At 54.0% G+C, this 18,683-nt stretch carries 13 protein-coding genes and 1 pseudogene; 10 read left to right on the forward strand and 4 right to left on the reverse strand.

What is annotated here, in order from left to right; translation table 11 throughout:
• The first annotated feature begins 84 nt into the window (after positions 1 to 84).
• From dcp to ACQG2G_RS09955, 4 genes and pseudogenes are all read left to right on the forward strand, one after another.
• Positions 85 to 2,124: a peptidyl-dipeptidase Dcp gene (gene dcp / locus ACQG2G_RS09940; RefSeq protein WP_061771617.1), complete on the forward strand. Its 2,040-nt coding sequence runs from the start codon at positions 85 to 87 to the stop codon at positions 2,122 to 2,124.
• 222 nt (positions 2,125 to 2,346) lie between these two features.
• A pseudogene (locus ACQG2G_RS09945) lies at positions 2,347 to 2,484 on the forward strand (aspartate-semialdehyde dehydrogenase); the annotation flags it as partial.
• A 210-nt stretch (positions 2,485 to 2,694) separates the two neighbouring features.
• Positions 2,695 to 5,277: a bifunctional diguanylate cyclase/phosphodiesterase gene (locus ACQG2G_RS09950; RefSeq protein ID WP_061771618.1), complete on the forward strand. Its 2,583-nt coding sequence runs from the start codon at positions 2,695 to 2,697 to the stop codon at positions 5,275 to 5,277.
• Positions 5,278 to 5,477: 200 nt separating this feature from the next.
• Positions 5,478 to 6,686, forward strand: coding sequence for an MFS transporter (locus ACQG2G_RS09955; protein ID WP_061771619.1), 1,209 nt, complete (start codon positions 5,478 to 5,480; stop codon positions 6,684 to 6,686).
• Between the two features lie 39 nt (positions 6,687 to 6,725).
• Here the strand turns inward: ACQG2G_RS09955 and ACQG2G_RS09960 are convergent, their stop codons facing one another.
• Positions 6,726 to 7,715: a 2-hydroxyacid dehydrogenase gene (locus tag ACQG2G_RS09960; RefSeq protein ID WP_013096773.1), complete on the reverse strand. Its 990-nt coding sequence runs from the start codon at positions 7,713 to 7,715 to the stop codon at positions 6,726 to 6,728.
• 495 nt (positions 7,716 to 8,210) lie between these two features.
• On the opposite strand from ACQG2G_RS09960, the gene ACQG2G_RS09965 reads away from it, so the two are divergent.
• From ACQG2G_RS09965 to ACQG2G_RS09985, 5 genes are all read left to right on the forward strand, one after another.
• Positions 8,211 to 8,966, forward strand: coding sequence for a DUF4225 domain-containing protein (locus tag ACQG2G_RS09965; RefSeq protein WP_061771620.1), 756 nt, complete (start codon positions 8,211 to 8,213; stop codon positions 8,964 to 8,966).
• Between the two features lie 2 nt (positions 8,967 to 8,968).
• Positions 8,969 to 9,292 carry a hypothetical protein gene (locus ACQG2G_RS09970; protein ID WP_061771621.1) on the forward strand — a complete coding sequence of 108 codons (324 nt, stop codon included), beginning with the start codon at positions 8,969 to 8,971 and terminating at the stop codon, positions 9,290 to 9,292.
• Positions 9,293 to 9,507: 215 nt separating this feature from the next.
• Positions 9,508 to 12,147 (forward strand): YdbH family protein, encoded by a 2,640-nt coding sequence (locus tag ACQG2G_RS09975; protein WP_020688202.1) that lies wholly within the window; start codon positions 9,508 to 9,510, stop codon positions 12,145 to 12,147.
• A complete protein-coding gene (locus ACQG2G_RS09980; protein ID WP_020688201.1) occupies positions 12,144 to 12,335 on the forward strand; it encodes a YnbE family lipoprotein in 192 nt (63 codons plus the stop codon). Before ACQG2G_RS09975 ends, ACQG2G_RS09980 begins: the two co-directional genes overlap by 4 nt.
• 7 nt (positions 12,336 to 12,342) lie before the next feature.
• A complete protein-coding gene (locus ACQG2G_RS09985; RefSeq protein WP_028028066.1) occupies positions 12,343 to 12,660 on the forward strand; it encodes a YdbL family protein in 318 nt (105 codons plus the stop codon).
• Here the strand turns inward: ACQG2G_RS09985 and feaR are convergent, their stop codons facing one another.
• Positions 12,661 to 13,569, reverse strand: coding sequence for a transcriptional regulator FeaR (gene feaR, locus ACQG2G_RS09990; protein WP_029882835.1), 909 nt, complete (start codon positions 13,567 to 13,569; stop codon positions 12,661 to 12,663).
• A gap of 241 nt (positions 13,570 to 13,810) precedes the next feature.
• Between feaR and ACQG2G_RS09995 the strand changes: the two genes are divergently transcribed.
• Positions 13,811 to 15,310, forward strand: coding sequence for an aldehyde dehydrogenase family protein (locus ACQG2G_RS09995; protein ID WP_013096768.1), 1,500 nt, complete (start codon positions 13,811 to 13,813; stop codon positions 15,308 to 15,310).
• Positions 15,311 to 15,409: 99 nt separating this feature from the next.
• Here the strand turns inward: ACQG2G_RS09995 and ACQG2G_RS10000 are convergent, their stop codons facing one another.
• Positions 15,410 to 16,516 carry a GGDEF domain-containing protein gene (locus ACQG2G_RS10000; RefSeq protein ID WP_061772032.1) on the reverse strand — a complete coding sequence of 369 codons (1,107 nt, stop codon included), beginning with the start codon at positions 16,514 to 16,516 and terminating at the stop codon, positions 15,410 to 15,412.
• Positions 16,517 to 16,589: 73 nt separating this feature from the next.
• Complete coding sequence (locus ACQG2G_RS10005; protein ID WP_061772031.1) at positions 16,590 to 18,563, reverse strand: alkyl/aryl-sulfatase; 1,974 nt, start codon at positions 18,561 to 18,563, stop codon at positions 16,590 to 16,592.
• Positions 18,564 to 18,683 lie beyond the last annotated feature (120 nt).

An 18,683-nucleotide genomic window follows, 5' to 3' on the forward strand; every position in this document is an offset into this window, starting at 1 on the left:
TTAAGGCATCATTTGTATGACCGCATTGCGGTCAATGGCGGCCTGGCCTACTCTGGGAAAGTTAACCGTTATCAGGAGTAAAAGATGTCAACCCGTAACCCTTTTTTTGACATTAGCCTGCTGCCTTATCAGGCCCCGCGTTTTGATGAAATCAACGACAGCCACTATCGCCCGGCATTTGATGAGGCCATACGCCAGAAGCGGGCAGATATTGACGCCATCGTCGCGCAAACGGCAGCACCCGATTTCGATAATACGGTACTGGCGCTGGAGAAAAGCGGTGCCATGCTCGCGCGCGTCAGCAGTATTTTCTTTGCCATGACGTCGGCGCACACCAATGCCCGCTTACAGGAGCTGGAAGAACAGCTCTCAACCGAGCTGGCCGCGCTGGCCAATGATATCTGGCTCAACGACACGTTGTTTTCCCGCGTGGAGAGCGTCTGGCAGGATCGTGAGGCGCTGGATGCTGAGTCCCGCCGACTGGTCGAGGTGACGCACCAGCGCTTCGTGCTGGCCGGGGCGCGACTGAACGACGCTGAAAAAGCTGAACTGAAAGACCTGAACACGCAAGTCGCCTCACTGATCAGCCAGTTCAACCAGCGACTGCTGGCCGCAGATAAGGCGGGCGGGCTGGTGGTGGATTATGTTCATCAGCTTGAGGGGTTAAGCGCAGAGGAGATCGCCACGGCTGCTCAGGCCGCCGCCGATAAAGGGCTGAAGGATCGCTGGCTAATCCCCCTCCTGAACACCACCCAACAACCTGCGCTTTCACTGCTTCGCAATCGACAGACCCGTGAAAACCTGTTCAACGCAGGCTGGCTGCGTACGCAGAAAGGCGATGAAAATGATACCCGCGAGTTGATCCTTCGTCTCACGGCATTGCGTGCGCGCCAGGCGCAGCTTTTGGGCTTTGACGACTTTGCGAGCTGGAGCATCGCCGACCAGATGGCAAAAACGCCGGAGGCCGCACTGACCTTTATGCGTGGAATTGTCCCTGCGGCGCGCACCCGTGCGGTGCAGGAACAGGCCGATATCCAGAAAGTCATTGATGATGAGCAGGGCGGCTTCACCGTGCAGGCCTGGGACTGGGCCTTTTATGCCGAGCGTGTGCGTCAGGCGAAATATGCCCTGGATGAGTCGCAAATTAAGCCGTATTTTGCGCTCAATAACGTACTGCATGATGGCGTATTCTGGACGGCCAGCCAGCTGTTTGGCATCCGCTTCGTCGAGCGCTTCGATATTCCGGTGTATCACCCGGACGTCCGCGTGTGGGAAATTTTCGACCACACCGGAGAAGGCATGGCGCTGTTCTACGGCGATTTCTTCGCCCGCGATTCGAAACAGGGCGGAGCGTGGATGGGGAATTTCGTCGAGCAATCATATGAATTTGCCTCCCGTCCGGTTATCTACAACGTGTGTAACTATCAAAAACCCAGCCACGGAGGCGCCGCGCTGCTCTCCTGGGATGATGTAATAACCCTGTTCCACGAATTTGGTCATACGCTGCACGGCCTGTTTGCCAGTCAGCGCTACGCCACGCTGTCCGGGACCAATACCCCGCGTGATTTTGTTGAGTTCCCGTCGCAAATCAATGAGCACTGGGCCAGCCACCCGCAGGTATTTACCCACTATGCCCGCCATTACGAGACCGGCGAACCGATGCCGGACGCGCTGCGCGAAAGCATGCTCAACGCAACGCATTTCAACAAAGGCTATGACATGACGGAAACGCTCAGCGCCGCGCTGCTAGACATGAACTGGCACGGCATTCGTGAGGCCGTTTCGAGCGTAGAGGAATTTGAAAAAGCAGCGTTGGAAAAAGAGGGGCTGGCTCTGCCCGCCGTACCGCCACGTTATCGCAGCAGCTACTTCGCGCATATCTTCGGCGGCGGCTATGCGGCAGGGTATTACGCCTACCTGTGGACGCAGATGCTGGCGGATGATGGCTATCAATGGTTTGTCGAGCAGGGCGGTTTAACCCGTGAGAACGGGCAAAAATTCCGTGAGGCGATTCTGTCGCGCGGGAACAGCACGGATTTAGCTGAACTGTACCGAAACTGGCGCGGGCACGATCCGAAGATTGAGCCGATGCTGGAGAATCGCGGGCTGAGCGATGAGGGGTGATGTTGGCTAACAACAGAACCGGGCGGAAGCCCTGATGGATCCTCACAAAGAAACGCGTGCACCGATGGCCCCCTCTCCTTTTTAGGGGAGAGGGCTGGGGTGAGGGGGAACATACAGCTCTGGTGGTTCTTCCGTTCACTTTACGTTTCTTGCTACTCTGTAACGCAATGCCCCATGAATATGCCAGGGCGGTTCAAACGTCGCGGGCGAATAATATATTCGGTTGGCGTAGGGCGTTATAAAAAAATGGCGCTAAATAATGAACCTGTTTATTCGGTATTGACCGTTGGGGATCAACTATTATGGGGGGCAGCGGAACCATTACGCCGCATGCTTAATATTTTGCTTAACAGAATATAATGGGTTTAGACCTGTTATTCATTATTAGCTGAAAACAGAACCGGGCGGACAGTCCGGTTTTTTATGCGCGTTAATGCGGAATAATTTGATCTGGGTTAAAAAAATAAACAATGTTAAGCTTCAGGAGGCTTCGCTATAAAAATTTGTGTTTTTTTGCCGATAACTGTGGATAGCACAAAAATGACGTAATAGCAGTTAAGAAGGCGAAGAATGACCATACCTCAGAAGACCCCTGGCTTTACGGATAGCGAGCATTCTAAAGGACTGATAAATAAAACGTTTACCTATATTGTTACCTTGTTGATAGGTATTTTTATCGCAGCGATAGTGTCATTGCTGATCATTAAAAACAATGTTAATAAAATCAGCGATAAACATGACGAGTTTTTGTTAAGGCAAGCATTAGACGCCCGCCAGGAAAACATGCGCAGCCATTTGAAAGATAATGCTGAGTGGGGAGATGCTTACAAACATCTTCATCAAAAAACTGACCTGAACTGGGCATGGGATAAGCAGAATCTGGGCAAGTCTCTGTATGATAACTTTGGCTACGAAGGCGTGTTTGTGCTGTCCCCAGAGGGAACCACCCGTTACAGCGTGCTTGACGGGAAACTGAAGCACGAAGAGCTGGAACGCTGGTTAGATCAATCCACCATAGACCATTTACTCAGTGAGACGGGCAGTAAAAATGGACTGCCGGTCTCCATGCTCACGCTTATCCATTCCGTCCCTGCCATAGTTTCTGCGGCATGGATAACGACGGGAGATGATACCAGCGTGCAGCCGTTGCCCGGTAAGCCATCAACCATGTTGTTTATCGACACCTTAACGGCTAAGAAACTGCTTGCGATTGGGCACGATGCAGGGATCGAAAACGTCCGCGCGGTCTCTTCTGACGCCCTTGCTGAGACAGACAGTCTGACAGCATTAACGTTACGTACCCAGAATGGCCCAGTCCACATTATCTGGGACACAGAAAACCCTGGCCAGGCATTGATCATTTATTTTTTACCCTTGCTCATTCTGTCTGTCCTTCTGACCCTCGCGCTGACGGCGATCCTGATGCGTCATATTTTGCATAAGGCAAAAATTCATGACGAAAATATCTTTCTCCTTGAGCAGGCTCGGTTAAATCTGATTACCAGTGAAAAACGCTTCAGGGATGTCAGTGAAACCACCAGTGACTGGTTCTGGGAAACGGATTTATCGTTAACGATCACCTGGCTATCAGGGCGTTTTACGACTGTCACGGGCTATGACGAGAGTCAGTGGCTGGGACGCAAGCTGGATGCGCTTTTTCCTTCGACAAATGGTTTATTAAATACGTGCGTCAGGCGGCGTGAGTTATCGGGGCGCTTTGAATTTAAGAACTGCCCGTACACTAACGCTCAACGGTCAACTTCGTACTGCACACTTCTGGCAAAATTCTCTGCTCAGCCTGATGGCACGGTGGTTTTACGGGGGGCGGCATCGGATGTTTCTCTGGAAGTGGAAGCCACCAAACGTGTTGAGTTTCTGTCACGCCATGACGAATTAACGGGCCTTCCCAACCGGTATCATATTAAGGAGTTCCTCACAGGACAGTTGGCTAAAGAGGATATCCACAATTCCCCCTTTGCCATGATTTGCCTTGATTTGGACAAGTTTAAACCCGTGAATGATATTTTCGGCCACTCAACGGGCGATGCCCTGCTTGGTGAGGTTGCCTTACGGCTTAAACAATGTGTTCGTCGCGGTGATTTTGTCGCACGACAGGGCGGGGACGAATTTATGCTGCTTCTCGACAACACCCGGCACCTGGACCACATAGAAGAGGTGTGTCATCGCATCGTGCAAGAACTCAACCGCCCGTTCACCATTGATGGCAATGATGTGACCATCGGCGTAAGCATGGGCATTGCTCTGGCTCCCCAAGACAGTACCAGTGCAAACGACCTTTTACGCTATGCTGATATTGCGCTTTATCAGGCTAAACAATCCGGTCGAAACCGATGGGTCTATTATCGTCAGGATATGTCGGAAAAGCTGACCGAGCGCAGAAAGCTGGAATTAGCGCTGAAGACCGCAATTCGGGAAGACCAGCTCTATCTGGTTTATCAGCCGCGTTATAACCTCAGACATTCTCGCATCGACGCCGTAGAAGCCCTGGTTCGCTGGCAGCATCCTGAACGCGGAAACATGATGCCCGATCAGTTTATTCCACTCGCTGAAGAAACGGGGCTCATCATCAACCTCAGCAACTGGGTCATTCGTAAGGCCTGTACAGAGACGCATGAAAAACTGCCGGGGCTTTCGGTTTCAGTCAATATTTCAGCCATTGAATTCCAGGCAAGCGATCTCGCCGAAAGAATAAAAGCTATTCTTGATGAAACCGGGCTTGAGCCTACCCGGCTGGAAATAGAGGTGACTGAAAATGTCACGCTCTCTAATCCAGAGAAAACGTTGCAGACCATGATGGCCCTGAAAAAAATGGGGGTGCGTATTCTGATTGATGATTTCGGTACCGGCTATGCCTCTCTGAGCTATCTGCGGAAGTTCCAGTTTGATGGCTTAAAGCTCGATAAAAGCTTTATTTTTTCTTTAGGGGATTCGACACAGAACCAGTCGGTGGTCGAGAAGATCATCGATCTGGGTAAAGCCTATTCCATGGAGGTCACCGCAGAAGGTGTCGAAACCGTAGAACAATTGTCGTTCCTGAAGAAAAATAAGTGTGACGAAGTCCAGGGATATTTACTCGGCAAACCGGCGGCGATTGCAGATTTAAATCTAAAAACCAACCACGTAATTTATTAAGGGTACATGCTGCTTGCCTGGGCCTGCTGATCCGTTAGGCCGGGTAAGCGCAGCGTTACCCGGCGTGCCTGTAATCAAATCGCGTAGTTTTCGCTCTGACGTCTGGCTGATAAACTCGGCTCAACGTTTTGATTTCCGGGCGAACTTGAGATTCAGGCCGCCGCTAACCGAGCCAGCCATCCCGACAAAAGGCAGGAAGTATGTCTCTTCGTTCACTGCGGGCGTTGTGCCTGACGAGTTTTTTTATCGCTGACGTCCGTGACGGTCTCGGTCCTTTTCTCGGTATCTTCCTGACGCAGCGGCACTGGACGCCGGATGACATCGGCTTACTGATGACCGCCGGAGGTCTGGCAGGACTTCTGGCCACGCTGCCGGCGGGGTTCATCACCGACACCACCAAAAACAAACGTTCCGTTCTGGCGCTGCTCTGTTTACTGATCACCCTGAGTACGCTGCTGCTCTGGTTTAGCCATCAGAGTGGCGTTGTCGCGCTCTCGCAAATTGTCACCGGGATCTGCGCGGCGTTCGTGGGGCCGCTTATCACCGGGATCACTCTGGGGCTGACGGGGCAGAGCGGGTTTAGCGCGCAGATGGGCAAAAATGAGGCGTTCAATCACGGTGGAAATTTCCTCACGGCACTGATCGCCGGGGGCATTGCGTGGTACTGGGGCATTGGGGGCATCTTCCTGCTGATGACCTGTACAACGCTGTTAACGCTCTGTTCGCTGCTGGCGATACGCAATAAGGATATCGACAACGAGGCGGCGCGCGGCCTGAACGTGTCAGAACATCAGCCGGTGCCGGGTTTCGCCGTACTGATGAAAAACAGAGCCCTGTTCGTGACCGGGCTGACGCTGCTGCTGTTCCATCTGGCGAATGCGGCCCTGTTGCCGATGCTCAGCATGCGGGTCGCTGCCGCACCGGCCAGCGTTAATCCCGGCGTGTTTGCTGCGGCGACGGTGATTATTTCGCAGGCGGTGATGATCCCGGTGGCTATCCTGGCCTCCAGGCGAATCGAACGCGATGGGTACTGGCGTTTAATTATGCTGGCGCTGTTAATCATGCCGGTACGCGCGGCGCTGGCTGCGTCTACCGATGCACCGTTTATGATGATCCCGGTACAAATTCTTGATGGTCTTGCCGCCGGGATCCTGGGCGTGGTGGTGCCGTCATTTATCGTGGTGCTTTTGCGTGGGAGCGGGCACGTTAATGCCGGGCAGAGCGTGGTCATGCTGATGCAGGGGGTTGGCGCATCGATGAGCCCTGCCTTAACCGGGACGATCGCCGGACACTACTCTTTTGCGACGGCCTTCAGTGTGCTGAGCGCTATTGCCCTGGCGGCGGTCCTGCTCTGGTGGCGCTTCCCGAACCGGACCTGGCAGACCGATAACGCCCCGGACGGGGCGTAGCGTATGTGCCGGGCGCAACCGCCACCCGGCATGTCTGGCTTAGACTATCTCGTTAGGACACGCTTCGCCGTTTTCCAGCTGCTGTAAGTTCCCCAGCGTGGTTTCGGAAATGCTGATCAGCGCCTCTGCGGTCAGGAACGCCTGGTGCCCGGTAAACAGCACGTTATGGCAGGCTGACAGGCGACGGAACACGTCGTCCTGAATGACGTCGTTAGACTTGTCTTCAAAGAACAGATCGCGTTCGTTCTCATACACGTCCATCCCCAGCGCGCCAATTTTCTGGGTTTTCAGTGCTTCAATTGCCGCCTGAGAGTCAATCAGCCCGCCGCGGCTGGTGTTAATGATCATCACGCCGTCTTTCATCTGCTCAAACGCGGTCTGATTCAACAGGTGGTAGTTTTCCGGTGTGAGCGGGCAGTGCAGGGAGATCACGTCAGACTGGGAGAACAGGGTCGGGAGATCGACATATTCCACGCCCAGCTCCAGCGCGGCGGCGCTTGGATACGGGTCAAACGCCAGCAGGCGCATACCAAAGCCTTTCAGAATACGCAGGGCGGCCACGCCGATTTTACCGGTACCGATCACGCCTGCGGTTTTACCGTACATGGTAAAGCCGGTCAGTCCTTCCAGCGAGAAGTTCGCATCTCGGGTACGCTGATAAGCGCGGTGAATACGACGGTTCAGGGACATCATCATACCCACAGCATGTTCCGCGACCGCTTCCGGGGAGTAGGCCGGAACGCGAACCACCTTCAGCCCCAGCTCTTTCGCCGCATCAAGATCGACGTTATTGAAGCCCGCGCAGCGCAGGGCGATATACTTTACGCCGTGCTTTTTCAGCTCTTCCAGTACCGGACGACTACCGTCATCGTTCACGAAGATGCAGACGCCTTCACAGCCGTGCGCCGTTTTAGCGGTTTTTTCGGTCAGCAGAAAGTCGAAAAATTCAAGATCGAACCCGTAAGCCTCGTTAACATGTTGCAGATACTTTTTGTCGTACTGCTTTGTGCTATATACCGCGAGTTTCATAAGACTTTCTCCAGTGATTTTACATCCACGTTAGCATGATTAAAATAATCTTACAATTTCTAAAATATTATTTAAATCAATAAGTTCTATCAATGATTTTAGAACGATTGGTTCCCTAATTCTATGTTAATCAAGTCAGAAGGCTTGATAGACATTTTTGCTGGCACAGTATGTAAGCGACTCCACTAATCTATTTTAAAGTTCATCTCATACTCAGTGGCATTCAAACCCTTTCTTTTGTGTATGCTATTTAAACTGAGGAGATATAGACTCGGCTGTAAATGCGCGTAACGTGTTATGCGAATATGCTTAGATAATAGTGTTGTGGGAGTTGAAGCGGCAGCTTAAGCTGCAGTCGGCATTAATTTGTATATTTATACTGTAAGGTTTTTATCAATATTTGATGGGTTAAGACGGATTTACTGGTGCCCTTTGAATGTACTTACATCGAATGTAGTATTGTTACCATCGCTTCAACAATGACATGGAGGTCGAATGTACAACCATAACCGGGACAAAAGTAATTTCGAACATAAAACGCACGAGATCGAGACCCTTACGCAGCGTATTGCCACAAAACATTTGCTTTATGGCACTTCGGGAATGTTTTTTGAAACACAACAACTTATCGGCCATGTCAGAAGGGAAATCGATTCACATTGTCTTACATGGTCAGGCGGCATTCAGGTGCTTGATGAACAAATACATCATCTTAAGGAACAGGATGATTTACTTACATTCAATAAGGCCAAGTTATACATTGTCGTAGAAAATAATCGGGCAACGACGACGACCTTGGTTCTCAAACAGATCGGCTTCGTTGCAGGTGGGGCACAAGTTTATGGTGGTGCAAGTTTATGCGTTGGTTCGCTGGGACTTGCTTGTGCTGCATACGGCGCACCGATGATAGCTCATGGGCTGAATAATATGTACGAGAATGGGTACTATCTTCTCTATCGTGAGGATCAGTCCGGAACTCTGCGAGATGCTTATCGGTATGCCGCTGCGAAACTTGGTTATGGAAATAATCAGGCTGATTTGGCCTATGGTGTCGTTGATATTTCCTTATCAGCATATGGTGCAGGCAGGAAAGTTCTGGCACCAAGAGAAAAATCATGGAGTTTGTTTCGTAACATCGAATCTGATTATATTAAAGGATGGCAAGAGGCCTCTAAAACAGCCATGGCGCTGGACTTGACCAGTGGTAGTGTGACAGGTTGGCAGATGTATCAGATAGCAGAAGGGAATTGATTATGTCGCAAGAATTTGAGTTGTCATTAACCCCACCCATTTGGCCTGCCTTATGCTATTTCATTGTATCAATAGTCGTTTTCCTGTTGCTGTATGTGGGGAAGCTGAAGGTGAATGGACTTGGTAAATACCCTCTGTTCATTGTTTATACGTTGTTCGTGATCGGCATGGCCGCAGTACAAATAAACATCTTTGCGAATGGTTATGAGTTTGTGCACGGATTTTTACATATCGATTTTGATCCTTATCGGTATGACTCGGTCTACTGGGGTTCGCTGATTTTCTCGCTCCTGTATTTGCTGGCTCTACCACGTAACCGCTACTAACAGGGTTCACTCACTCTGAAATTTTGTCTCGCCTGATGCGTAACCTCTTGAATCTCATTTGACTTCTTCAGGTTGCGCAAAATGAAAAATTTCCCCCAGCGGGGCAGTGCATCTATCCTTATATCGGGCATTTACTTCAACTCACTTGCTAAACATGCGACAATGTTCGGCACTGTCGGCTTAATTCTCTCGCTAAATCAGGATATTAACTGCCCATGAAGGGTAAATACAAAGCCGCGATTGCGCTCTTATTGCTGTTGATTTTATTGCCGCTGACGCTGCTGATGACGCTCGCCCAGTGGGTACCGACCCTCGCCGGTATCTGGTTGCCTGTCGGTACACGTATCGCCTTTGAGGAAAGCCCCAAACTGACCCGTCACGCGCTGGTGATCCCCAATCTGCGCTATCTGGTTGAGGATTGCGAGATTGCCAGGGTTGAAAACGCCACGCTGTCGCACCCCAGCCGCTGGAATCTGGATATTGGTGCGCTTGAACTTAACACAGTGTGCCTCAGTAAAATTCCCCAGTCAGCCCCCTCAACCGTTGCGCCAAAAACCCTGGCACAATGGCAGTCGGTGCTGCCTAATACCTGGCTCACTATCCGCCGTCTTACCCTGTCTCCCTGGCAACAGTGGGAAGGGGAACTGCATGCCTCACTGACGCCTGCGGTACAGGCGGTGACCTATAACGGCGAGCAGGTCAGTTTCAAAGGGCAGTTACGCGGCCAGACTCTCTCGGTCAGTCAGCTTGATGTACAACTCCCCGGCCAGGTGCCGCCCGTAAAACTGGTGGGTGAGTTTACCCTGCCGCTGGTGCCGGATGGCGTGCCGGTGAAAGGCCATGCGGTCGCGACTTTTAACGTGCCACAGCTCACCTCGCTGGTCGATGCCGATCTGGACTGGGAGGAGAATCAGGGGCAACTGCTGGTGATGGCGCGGGACAACCCCGATCCGCTGCTCGATTTACCGTGGCAGATCACGGCACAACAGCTGAATATCAGCGACGGACGCTGGAACTGGAACCTGTCCGGCATGCCGATGAGCGGCCGCGTGGGTCTCCGGGTGGATAACTGGCAGCAGGGGCTGGAAAAAGCCACCTTTACCGGACGCCTCAATGTTCTGACTCAGGGCGATGCCGGGAAGGGTAACGCCGTGCTGAATCTCGGGCCGGGCAGGCTCAGCCTGGAAAATAGCGACATGCCGCTTCACCTGAGCGGCGAGGCCAAACAGGACGATCTGGTGCTTTACGCCAGACTCCCGGCCAGACTGACCGGCAGCCTGAACGATCCGCAGCTTGCCTTTGAGCCGGGTGCGCTGCTGCGTTCGCGCGGACGCATTATTGATTCGCTGGATATCGACGAAATTCGCTGGCCGCTGGCGGGCGTGAAGCTCACGCAAAAGGGCGTGGATGGTCGTCTGCAGGCGATTCTGCGCGCCCATGAGAACGAGATGGGGGATTTTGAACTCCACCTGGACGGCCAGGCCAACGACTTTTTACCCGATAACGGCCTCTGGCAGTGGCGTTACTGGGGCAAAGGTGGCTTTACGCCAATGAACGCGCGCTGGGATGTGGCCGGAAAAGGCGAATGGCGCGACAAACTCATCGAGCTGACCGCGCTCTCAACCGGCTTTGACAAGCTGCAGTACGGCACCATGGAAGTCAGTAAACCGCGTCTGGTGCTGGATAAACCGGTACGCTGGGTTCGTGACCCTGTCACGCCGACATTTAGCGGTGCGCTGTCGCTCAATGCCGGAGAGACCCGTTTTGCGGGCGGCAGCGTGTTGCCCCCGTCGGTGCTGACCTTCAGCGTTGACGGAACAGACCCGACGATATTCCAGTTCAAAGGCGATCTGCATGCCGAGGCCATCGGCCCGGTGCAGGTCAACGGTCGCTGGGACGGGGAACGCCTTCGCGGTCAGGCCTGGTGGCCAAAACAATCCCTTACCGTGTTCCAGCCACTGATCCCGCCAGACTGGAAAATGACGCTGCGCGACGGTGAGCTTTATGCGCAGGTGGCCTTCTCTGCCGCTGCCGATCAGGGCTTTGAAGCTGGCGGCCACGGTGTACTGAAATCCGGTAGCGCCTGGATGCCAGACAACCAGATCAACGGTGTGGATTTTGTGCTGCCGTTCCGTTTTAGCGAGGGCACCTGGTCGCTGGGTACGCGCGGCCCCGTTACGCTGCGTATTGGCGAAGTGGAAAACCTCGTGACCGCGCGCAACATCACCGCAGACCTGCAGGGTGACTATCCGTGGAGCGAGGAAAACCCGCTGCTGCTGACCAACGTCAAGGTGGAGACCCTCGGCGGGAAAATCACCATGCAGCAGCTCAGAATGCCGCAGCATGACCCGGCGCTGCTGCGCGTGGACAACATCTCCTCCAGCGAGCTGATCAGCGCCATTAATCCGAAGCAGTTTGCCCTGTCTGGCCCGGTAAGCGGGGCGCTACCGTTCTGGCTGGACAATGAAAAATGGATCATTAAAGATGGCTGGCTAACCAACCCGGGGCCGATGACGCTGCGTATTGATAAAGACACCGCTGATGCCATCGTCAACGATAATATGGTTGCAGGGGCAGCGATTAACTGGCTCCGCTATATGGAAATTTCACAGTCCTGGACAAGACTCAATTTAGATAATCTGGGTGAATTAACCATGCAGGCGACCCTCAAAGGCACCAGCCGGGTTGATGGCAAAAGCAGCTCCGTGAATCTTAACTACACCCATGACGAGAACGTCTTTACTCTCTGGCGTAGCCTGCGCTTTGGAGACAATCTACAAACCTGGTTTGAGCAACACGCGGCGCTACCTGGTATCCGCAGTTCGACTGGCAAGGAAAGTGAGGAACAACAATGAAAATGAGGGCTGGTGTACTCACCGTCGCCGTTGCCGCGCTCTTGACCGGCTGTACGCCGCGCATTGAAGTCGCTGCGCCGAAGGAGCCGATCACCATCAATATGAACGTCAAAATCGAACATGAGATCCACATTAAAGTCGATAAAGACGTTGAAACCCTGTTGAAATCGCGCAGCGATCTGTTCTGAGGACGCCATGAAACGATTAGCTCTGATGTTACTGGCGCTGGGCATGAACGTGCAGGCGGCAACCCTGACCTTAAACGAGGCCCGGGCGCAGGGGCGGGTCGGGGAAACCCTGAGCGGGTATCTTGCCCCGGTGAAACAAGACCCTGAAACGCTGGCGCTGGTGAGCCGCATCAACGCGGCGCGTACGGAAAGCTACCAGAAGCTGGCGGACAGCAATAACCTGCCGGTTGATGAAGTGGCGAAGATGGCCGGGCAAAAGCTGGTGGCCCGCGCGCAGCCGGGAGAATACGTGAAGGGCATTAACGGAAAATGGCTGAAGAAGTAATCAGCGAAAGCGCTTGCGGTACTCGCCCGGTGAGACGCCAAAACGCTGCTTAAACGCCGTTGAAAAATGGCTATGGTCGGCAAACCCCCAGCTATAGCCAATTCCCGCCAGCTTTTCCTCGTCGCTGGCGGAGCGCAACACCTGCGCACACAGATCCAGCCGACGATTTTTGATGTACTGCGCTACCACCAGCCCCTTATCGGCAAACATGCGGTACAGGCTGCGCACCGACATGCCGCTCTCTGCGGCAATCCATTCCGGACGCAGGGATTCCGACTGAATATGGTCATCAATCAGCGACAGAACGTTCCTGAACTGGCGCTCCTTACGCGGCTGCACCGCATCGCGCTGCTGAAACGCCGGGCGGAGCAGGCAGATCATCGCTTCCAGCGCGGCTTCGCTCTCCCGGTCACTCAGGTTGGCATTTCCCATGCTCTCCAGCAGCAGGCGATGGCTTAGCTGTACGGTTGGCAACGAGCGGGAGAGCGCGAGGGCGCAGCTTACCTCCTGAAAACGACACTGTTGCTCAATAATCTGACGGGGAACCAGCAGGGAAATCTGACGGGATTTTTGCTGCCAGTTGATGGAGCAGGGACGAGCGGCATCAAGAAGCGTAATGTCGCCGGCGTTCAGCACCGCGCGGCGATCGTCCTGCTCAATCTGCGCGCTGCCTTCAAGCTGGAACACGGTATAAAACCAGGCATCATTGCTCTGGGCGATCTCCTGACGGGAGCGGAACAAATTAACCCCGCCTGCGGTGACGGTACTTAACTTCAGGCTTCGGGCGTAGCTGGTTTCCAGCTCGCCGAAGAATTCCCCCTCTAAAGGACGCGCGTTAAAGCGCCCGCAGACATGGTTAATTTGCGCCAGCCACTGCTGATACCGTTCCTGTTCGCTTACACATGCCATCGTTTATCTCGCTGCGCCATCAATGTTTTCGCATTGTTGCATTTGTGTTGCGTTTTGTCAGAATCATGAGGCTGACTATAGGAAAGAACACTCACCGGTAACAGCGTTATAAGGCGGAATTATCACGAATTGCGGCACCTGTCACAGGTGGCAAAGCGAATGTCACACAGACAAAAGCGGGAATGCGAAAGGCCTCTTAGACTGCAGTAACACCCTGCGAATAATAACGAAGGAGTACCCTATGTCTGAATCACAGGTCGCCATCCAGCCAGGCGTACAGCAGTTTCTGGACCGACATCACGGGCTGTGGATTGAGGGGCGGCAGGCCGCGTCGGAGAGTGAAAAACGGTTGAATATTTATAACCCTGCCACCGGGGAGGTTATCGCCTCTACGGCAGATGCCAGCGTCGATGATGTCGACCGCGCGGTGATGTCCGGCTGGCGAGCCTTTGTCGCCCGCAACTGGGCCGGGAAATTACCGGCAGAGCGCGAGCGCATCCTGCTGCGCTTTGCCGACCTGGTGGAGCAGCACAGCGAGGAGCTGGCCCAGCTTGAAACGCTGGAGCAGGGGAAATCCATCAATATTTCCCGTCTCTTTGAAGTGGGTTGCACCCTGAACTGGATGCGCTATACCGCCGGGCTGACCACCAAAATAACCGGCAAAACCCTCGATCTCTCCATTCCCTTGCCGCAAGGTGCACGCTATCAGGCGTGGACGCGTAAAGAGCCGGTGGGCGTGGTGGCCGGGATTGTGCCGTGGAACTTCCCGCTGATGATCGGCATGTGGAAGGTGATGCCTGCGCTGGCAGCGGGTTGCTCTATCGTCATTAAGCCGTCAGAAACCACGCCGTTGACCATGCTGCGGGTGGCGGAACTGGCGAGCGAAGCCGGTATCCCTGACGGTGTGTTTAACGTGGTGACCGGAAGCGGCGCGGTGTGCGGTGCCGCGCTGACCTCGCATCCGCATATTGCCAAAGTGAGCTTCACCGGCTCCACGGCGACGGGGAAACAGATTGCCCGCGCGGCGGCGGACACGCTGACCGGCGTGACGCTGGAGCTGGGCGGCAAAAACCCGGCCATCGTGCTGAAAGACGCCGATCCGGCGTGGGTGATTGAGGGGCTGATGACCGGCAGCTTCCTTAATCAGGGCCAGGTCTGCGCCGCGAGCTCGCGTATCTATATAGAAGCGCCGCTTTTTGACACGCTGGTCAGCGGGTTTGAGCAGGCGGTGAAATCCCTGAGCGTGGGGCCGGGCATGTCGCCGGAGGCGTTTATCAACCCGCTGGTGTCCCGCGCTCACTGCGACAAGGTGCAGACCTTCCTGGATGAAGCAAAATCGCGCAATGCAGAGCTGATCACCGGTAACCGTGGGCCGGACGGAAAAGGGTATTACATCTCGCCGACGCTGGTGGTCAACCCGGATCCGGGACTCCGGCTGACCCGCGAAGAGGTGTTCGGCCCGGTGGTCAACCTGGTACGCGTAGCCGATGGCGAAGAGGCGCTAACCCTTGCCAACGATACCGAATATGGCCTGACCGCCAGCGTCTGGACGCAGAATATCAGTAAGGCGCTGGAGTATACCGACAGATTGCAGGCGGGTACCGTCTGGGTGAACAGCCATACGCTGATTGACGCCAACCTGCCGTTCGGCGGCATGAAGCAGTCCGGCACCGGACGCGACTTCGGCCCGGACTGGCTGGACGGCTGGTGTGAAACCAAATCGGTGTGCGTGCGCTATTAATAAAAGCAAAAGGCAACCGGGAGGTTGCCTTTTTAGTGTTTGTTCCCTCTCCCGTGGGAGAGGGTCAGGGTGAGGGCATCAGGCCCTGGCGGGCTAGTTTTACAGCGACCACCGATCCCGCCCGGCCTCTTTCGCGCGGTACAGCGCCGCATCGGCGCGGGCGATCAGTTCCGGGCCCGCCAGGCCCGGTGCAATTCCTGCAATCCCCATGCTGACGGTCACATGCTCACTGACTTTGGACGCACCGTGCGGTATCGCCGCCGCGCGCAGGCCGTCCTGAATTCGGCGGGCAACCTGCTGTGCAACGTTCTCCGGACAATTAAACAGGATCACCACAAATTCCTCTCCGCCGTAGCGTGACACCACATCGTCCGGGGTGCGCACGGCCTGCTTCAGCACCTGCGCCACGCGTGTCAGACAGTCGTCACCGGCCTGATGTCCGTAGGTATCGTTGTAAAGCTTGAAATAATCGATATCCAGCATGATCAGCGAGAAGGCTTTATTCTGCTCAACGGCATTCTCCAGCACCACTTCCATCATCCGGCGATTGGCGGTTTTGGTGAGGGGATCCTGGTGTGCCAGCGCATCGAGCCTGGAGATTAACAGCTGGTTTTGCTGATTCCGCCGCCAGGCCTCGTCAAACCAGCTTAACAGGATAAACCGCCCGCAAAGCATAATCAGCGTGAATACGATCCAGATGGTGGTAAAGCGAAAATGAAGGCCATCATTCAACACCCAGCTGGCGACCGGCAGGGTGAGCCAGAGCGGGAGCACAAACGAGAGTAATCCCTCCGGGTAAAAATAGAGCGCCGTCAAACCGGAGAGCAATAAAATCACGCAAAGCGGCCAGACGTGGGGAAGGTGCAGGGCGGTAATGAACCAGTAACTGCACATCGACCAGAAGGCACTGCAGACAAACAGCACTACGCTTATCCCGGCGATGCGGCGCCAGGCCATCAGGATTAATGCAGCGGACAGTATAATAATGCCCAGCATTGAGGCATCGACAATCCGGGTCAAGTGTTGTGAACCGGGGTACAGCACCGCGCTGTTTTCCAGCAGGATGTGGCGCAGCAGGATCATCAGGGCAAAGCTGACGTTAACAAAGGCCAGCCAGGGCAGGTTCATCGCCAGCCCGTGATGCACCATGGCCTGACGTGTAGGCCAGGTGGCTCGTTCGGGGGGGAGGTTTTTTCTTTTTTCCATTGATGATGTTTACCCCGTCCAGGGAGAAAGAGAAATAAAAGCGGGCGGGTAAACCGCCCGTAAATCCGCGACGTTACGGCGTCACAATATTAAACCAGAAATCAAACTTATCCATGTAGCCAAGCATGGCATCAATTTTGGTACTGTCACCGCTGATTTTGACATCGCCACTGTCCTGCGCCTGTTTCAGCGTGATCTCTTTGAGGATGATTTTGTTAAGCGTGTCCCGGTTCAGCGTGAGCGTCGCATCGGCGTCTTTCGCTTCGGCATTGGCCGTGTGATTCAACACGCCGTTTTCCAGCTCAAGCTTATATTTACCGCCATCGCTGCCAAGATCGATATTAAATACCGATTTTGCGTCCCCGGCTTTTTGACCATTAATATGCACGGCCAGATAGTCGAAGAACATTTCCGGCGTCATCGCCCGAACGGTATCAGGGCTTGCCGTGTTTGGCGTTGGGCCTTTCACGACGCCGTTACGCAATTCCTGCGCACCGGTGAGGTAGAAGTTACGCCACGGCCCGGATTCAGCCTGATAGCCGAGCTGCTCCAGCGCATCCGCTTCCAGGTTACGCGCGGCCTGGTTGTTCGGATCGGCAAAGACCACTTTACTGACCACCTGTGCCACCCAGCGGTAGTTACCCTGGTCGTAGTCGGTTTTAGCTTTACTCAGAATGGCGTCAGCGCCCCCCATGTACTCCACGAATTTCTTCGCGGCATCAACAGGAGGAAGCTCATCAAGCGTTGCCGGGTTGCCGTCAAACCAGCCCAGATAGAGGACATAGGTGGCTTTTACGTCGTGACTGACTGAACCATAGTAGCCCCGGTTAGCCCAGGTATGGGCCAGCGAGTCAGGAAGGGTGAAATTCGCGGCGATTTCATCGCGCGTCAGACCTTCGTTCGCCATGCGCAGTGTCTGATCGTTAATGTAACGGTAAAGATCGCGCTGACTCTTCAGCAGCCTGACCACATTATCGTTGCCCCAGGTTGGCCAGTGGTGCTGTGCCATGATGATCTCTGCTTTGTCACCCCAGCGGACAATTGCCTGATTGATATACTTCGACCAGGGCAGCGGCTCACGGATTTTTGCGCCGCGCAGCGAATAGGTATTATGCAGCGTGTGAGTGACATCCTCGGCAGATTCAATGACCTTTTTCTCTTCGATATACCAGAGCATCTCTGAAGGCGCTTCTGAGCCCGGTGCCAGCATAAAATCATAGGTCAGCCCGTCGATAACCTCTTTCTGGCCATCTTTCTCAATGATGTTGGTCGGTGCGATCAGGGTAACGGTACCGGCAGAGGTCGTGGTACCCAGCCCTGCACCCACCTGTCCTTTGGCATCGGGTTTCAGCAGGTTGCCATACATGTAACTGGCGCGACGGCTCATGACGTTGCCCGCCATGATATTTTCAGCCACCGCGGCTTCCATAAACCCGGACGGGGCATAGACTTTCACTTTCCCGGATTTCACGTCAGCTTCATCCACCACGCCGCGAACGCCGCCGTAATGATCCACATGGCTGTGGGTATAAATGATGGCGACCACCGGCTTTTTACCCCGGTTTTTGTAATACAGATCCATGCCGACTTTTGCGGTTTCTGCTGATACCAGCGGATCGACCACGGTAATTCCTTCTTTACCTTCGATAATCGTCATATTCGACAGATCGAGGTTGCGGATCTGATATACCCCGTCGGTCACTTCGAACAGACCACTGATATTAATCAGCTGAGATTGACGCCATAAACTGGGATTAACGGAATCCGGTGCTTTATCACCCTCTTTAATAAAGGCGTACTGTTGCGGATCCCAGATAACATTCCCTTGCTCCCCTTTGATAATCTCCTGCGGCAGTGGGGCAATAAACCCTTTATGTGCATTGGTGAAGTCGGTGTTATCGGAGAAAGGGAGTTGGTTGAAAAGGGCATTATTCGCCTGTTGCGTCGCCGCGGTCGCGTCCTTTGGGGCTTCGGCGGAATAAGAGGGACTGACGGAAACGAGAAGCCCAGCCAGAGCAAGACTTCTGACAATCAAATTCAATTTCATCTAAAACCTCTCAGAGAAAGTACTACGTTACGGTGATTAAACGTCGTGTCCTGGCTGAAAATGTTTGAAAAGATGTCATTAGAATGAGTGGTTAAATAACTATAATCAGGCTGAGAGATT

This window comes from Enterobacter cloacae complex sp. 382A5, assembly GCF_050031095.1.
In the GTDB taxonomy this organism is placed as follows: domain Bacteria; phylum Pseudomonadota; class Gammaproteobacteria; order Enterobacterales; family Enterobacteriaceae; genus Enterobacter; species Enterobacter cloacae.

Coding starts and splice junctions, on each gene's coding strand:
- ACQG2G_RS09965 (WP_061771620.1), top strand. CDS start 8,211: ATGTACAACCATAACCGGGACAAAAGTAATTTCGAACATAAAACGCAC.
- ACQG2G_RS09955 (WP_061771619.1), top strand. CDS start 5,478: ATGTCTCTTCGTTCACTGCGGGCGTTGTGCCTGACGAGTTTTTTTATC.
- ACQG2G_RS09970 (WP_061771621.1), top strand. CDS start 8,969: ATGTCGCAAGAATTTGAGTTGTCATTAACCCCACCCATTTGGCCTGCC.
- ACQG2G_RS09995 (WP_013096768.1), top strand. CDS start 13,811: ATGTCTGAATCACAGGTCGCCATCCAGCCAGGCGTACAGCAGTTTCTG.
- ACQG2G_RS09975 (WP_020688202.1), top strand. CDS start 9,508: ATGAAGGGTAAATACAAAGCCGCGATTGCGCTCTTATTGCTGTTGATT.
- ACQG2G_RS09950 (WP_061771618.1), top strand. CDS start 2,695: ATGACCATACCTCAGAAGACCCCTGGCTTTACGGATAGCGAGCATTCT.
- ACQG2G_RS09980 (WP_020688201.1), top strand. CDS start 12,144: ATGAAAATGAGGGCTGGTGTACTCACCGTCGCCGTTGCCGCGCTCTTG.
- ACQG2G_RS10005 (WP_061772031.1), bottom strand. CDS start 18,563: ATGAAATTGAATTTGATTGTCAGAAGTCTTGCTCTGGCTGGGCTTCTC.
- ACQG2G_RS10000 (WP_061772032.1), bottom strand. CDS start 16,516: ATGGAAAAAAGAAAAAACCTCCCCCCCGAACGAGCCACCTGGCCTACA.
- feaR (WP_029882835.1), bottom strand. CDS start 13,569: ATGGCATGTGTAAGCGAACAGGAACGGTATCAGCAGTGGCTGGCGCAA.
- dcp (WP_061771617.1), top strand. CDS start 85: ATGTCAACCCGTAACCCTTTTTTTGACATTAGCCTGCTGCCTTATCAG.
- ACQG2G_RS09985 (WP_028028066.1), top strand. CDS start 12,343: ATGAAACGATTAGCTCTGATGTTACTGGCGCTGGGCATGAACGTGCAG.
- ACQG2G_RS09960 (WP_013096773.1), bottom strand. CDS start 7,715: ATGAAACTCGCGGTATATAGCACAAAGCAGTACGACAAAAAGTATCTG.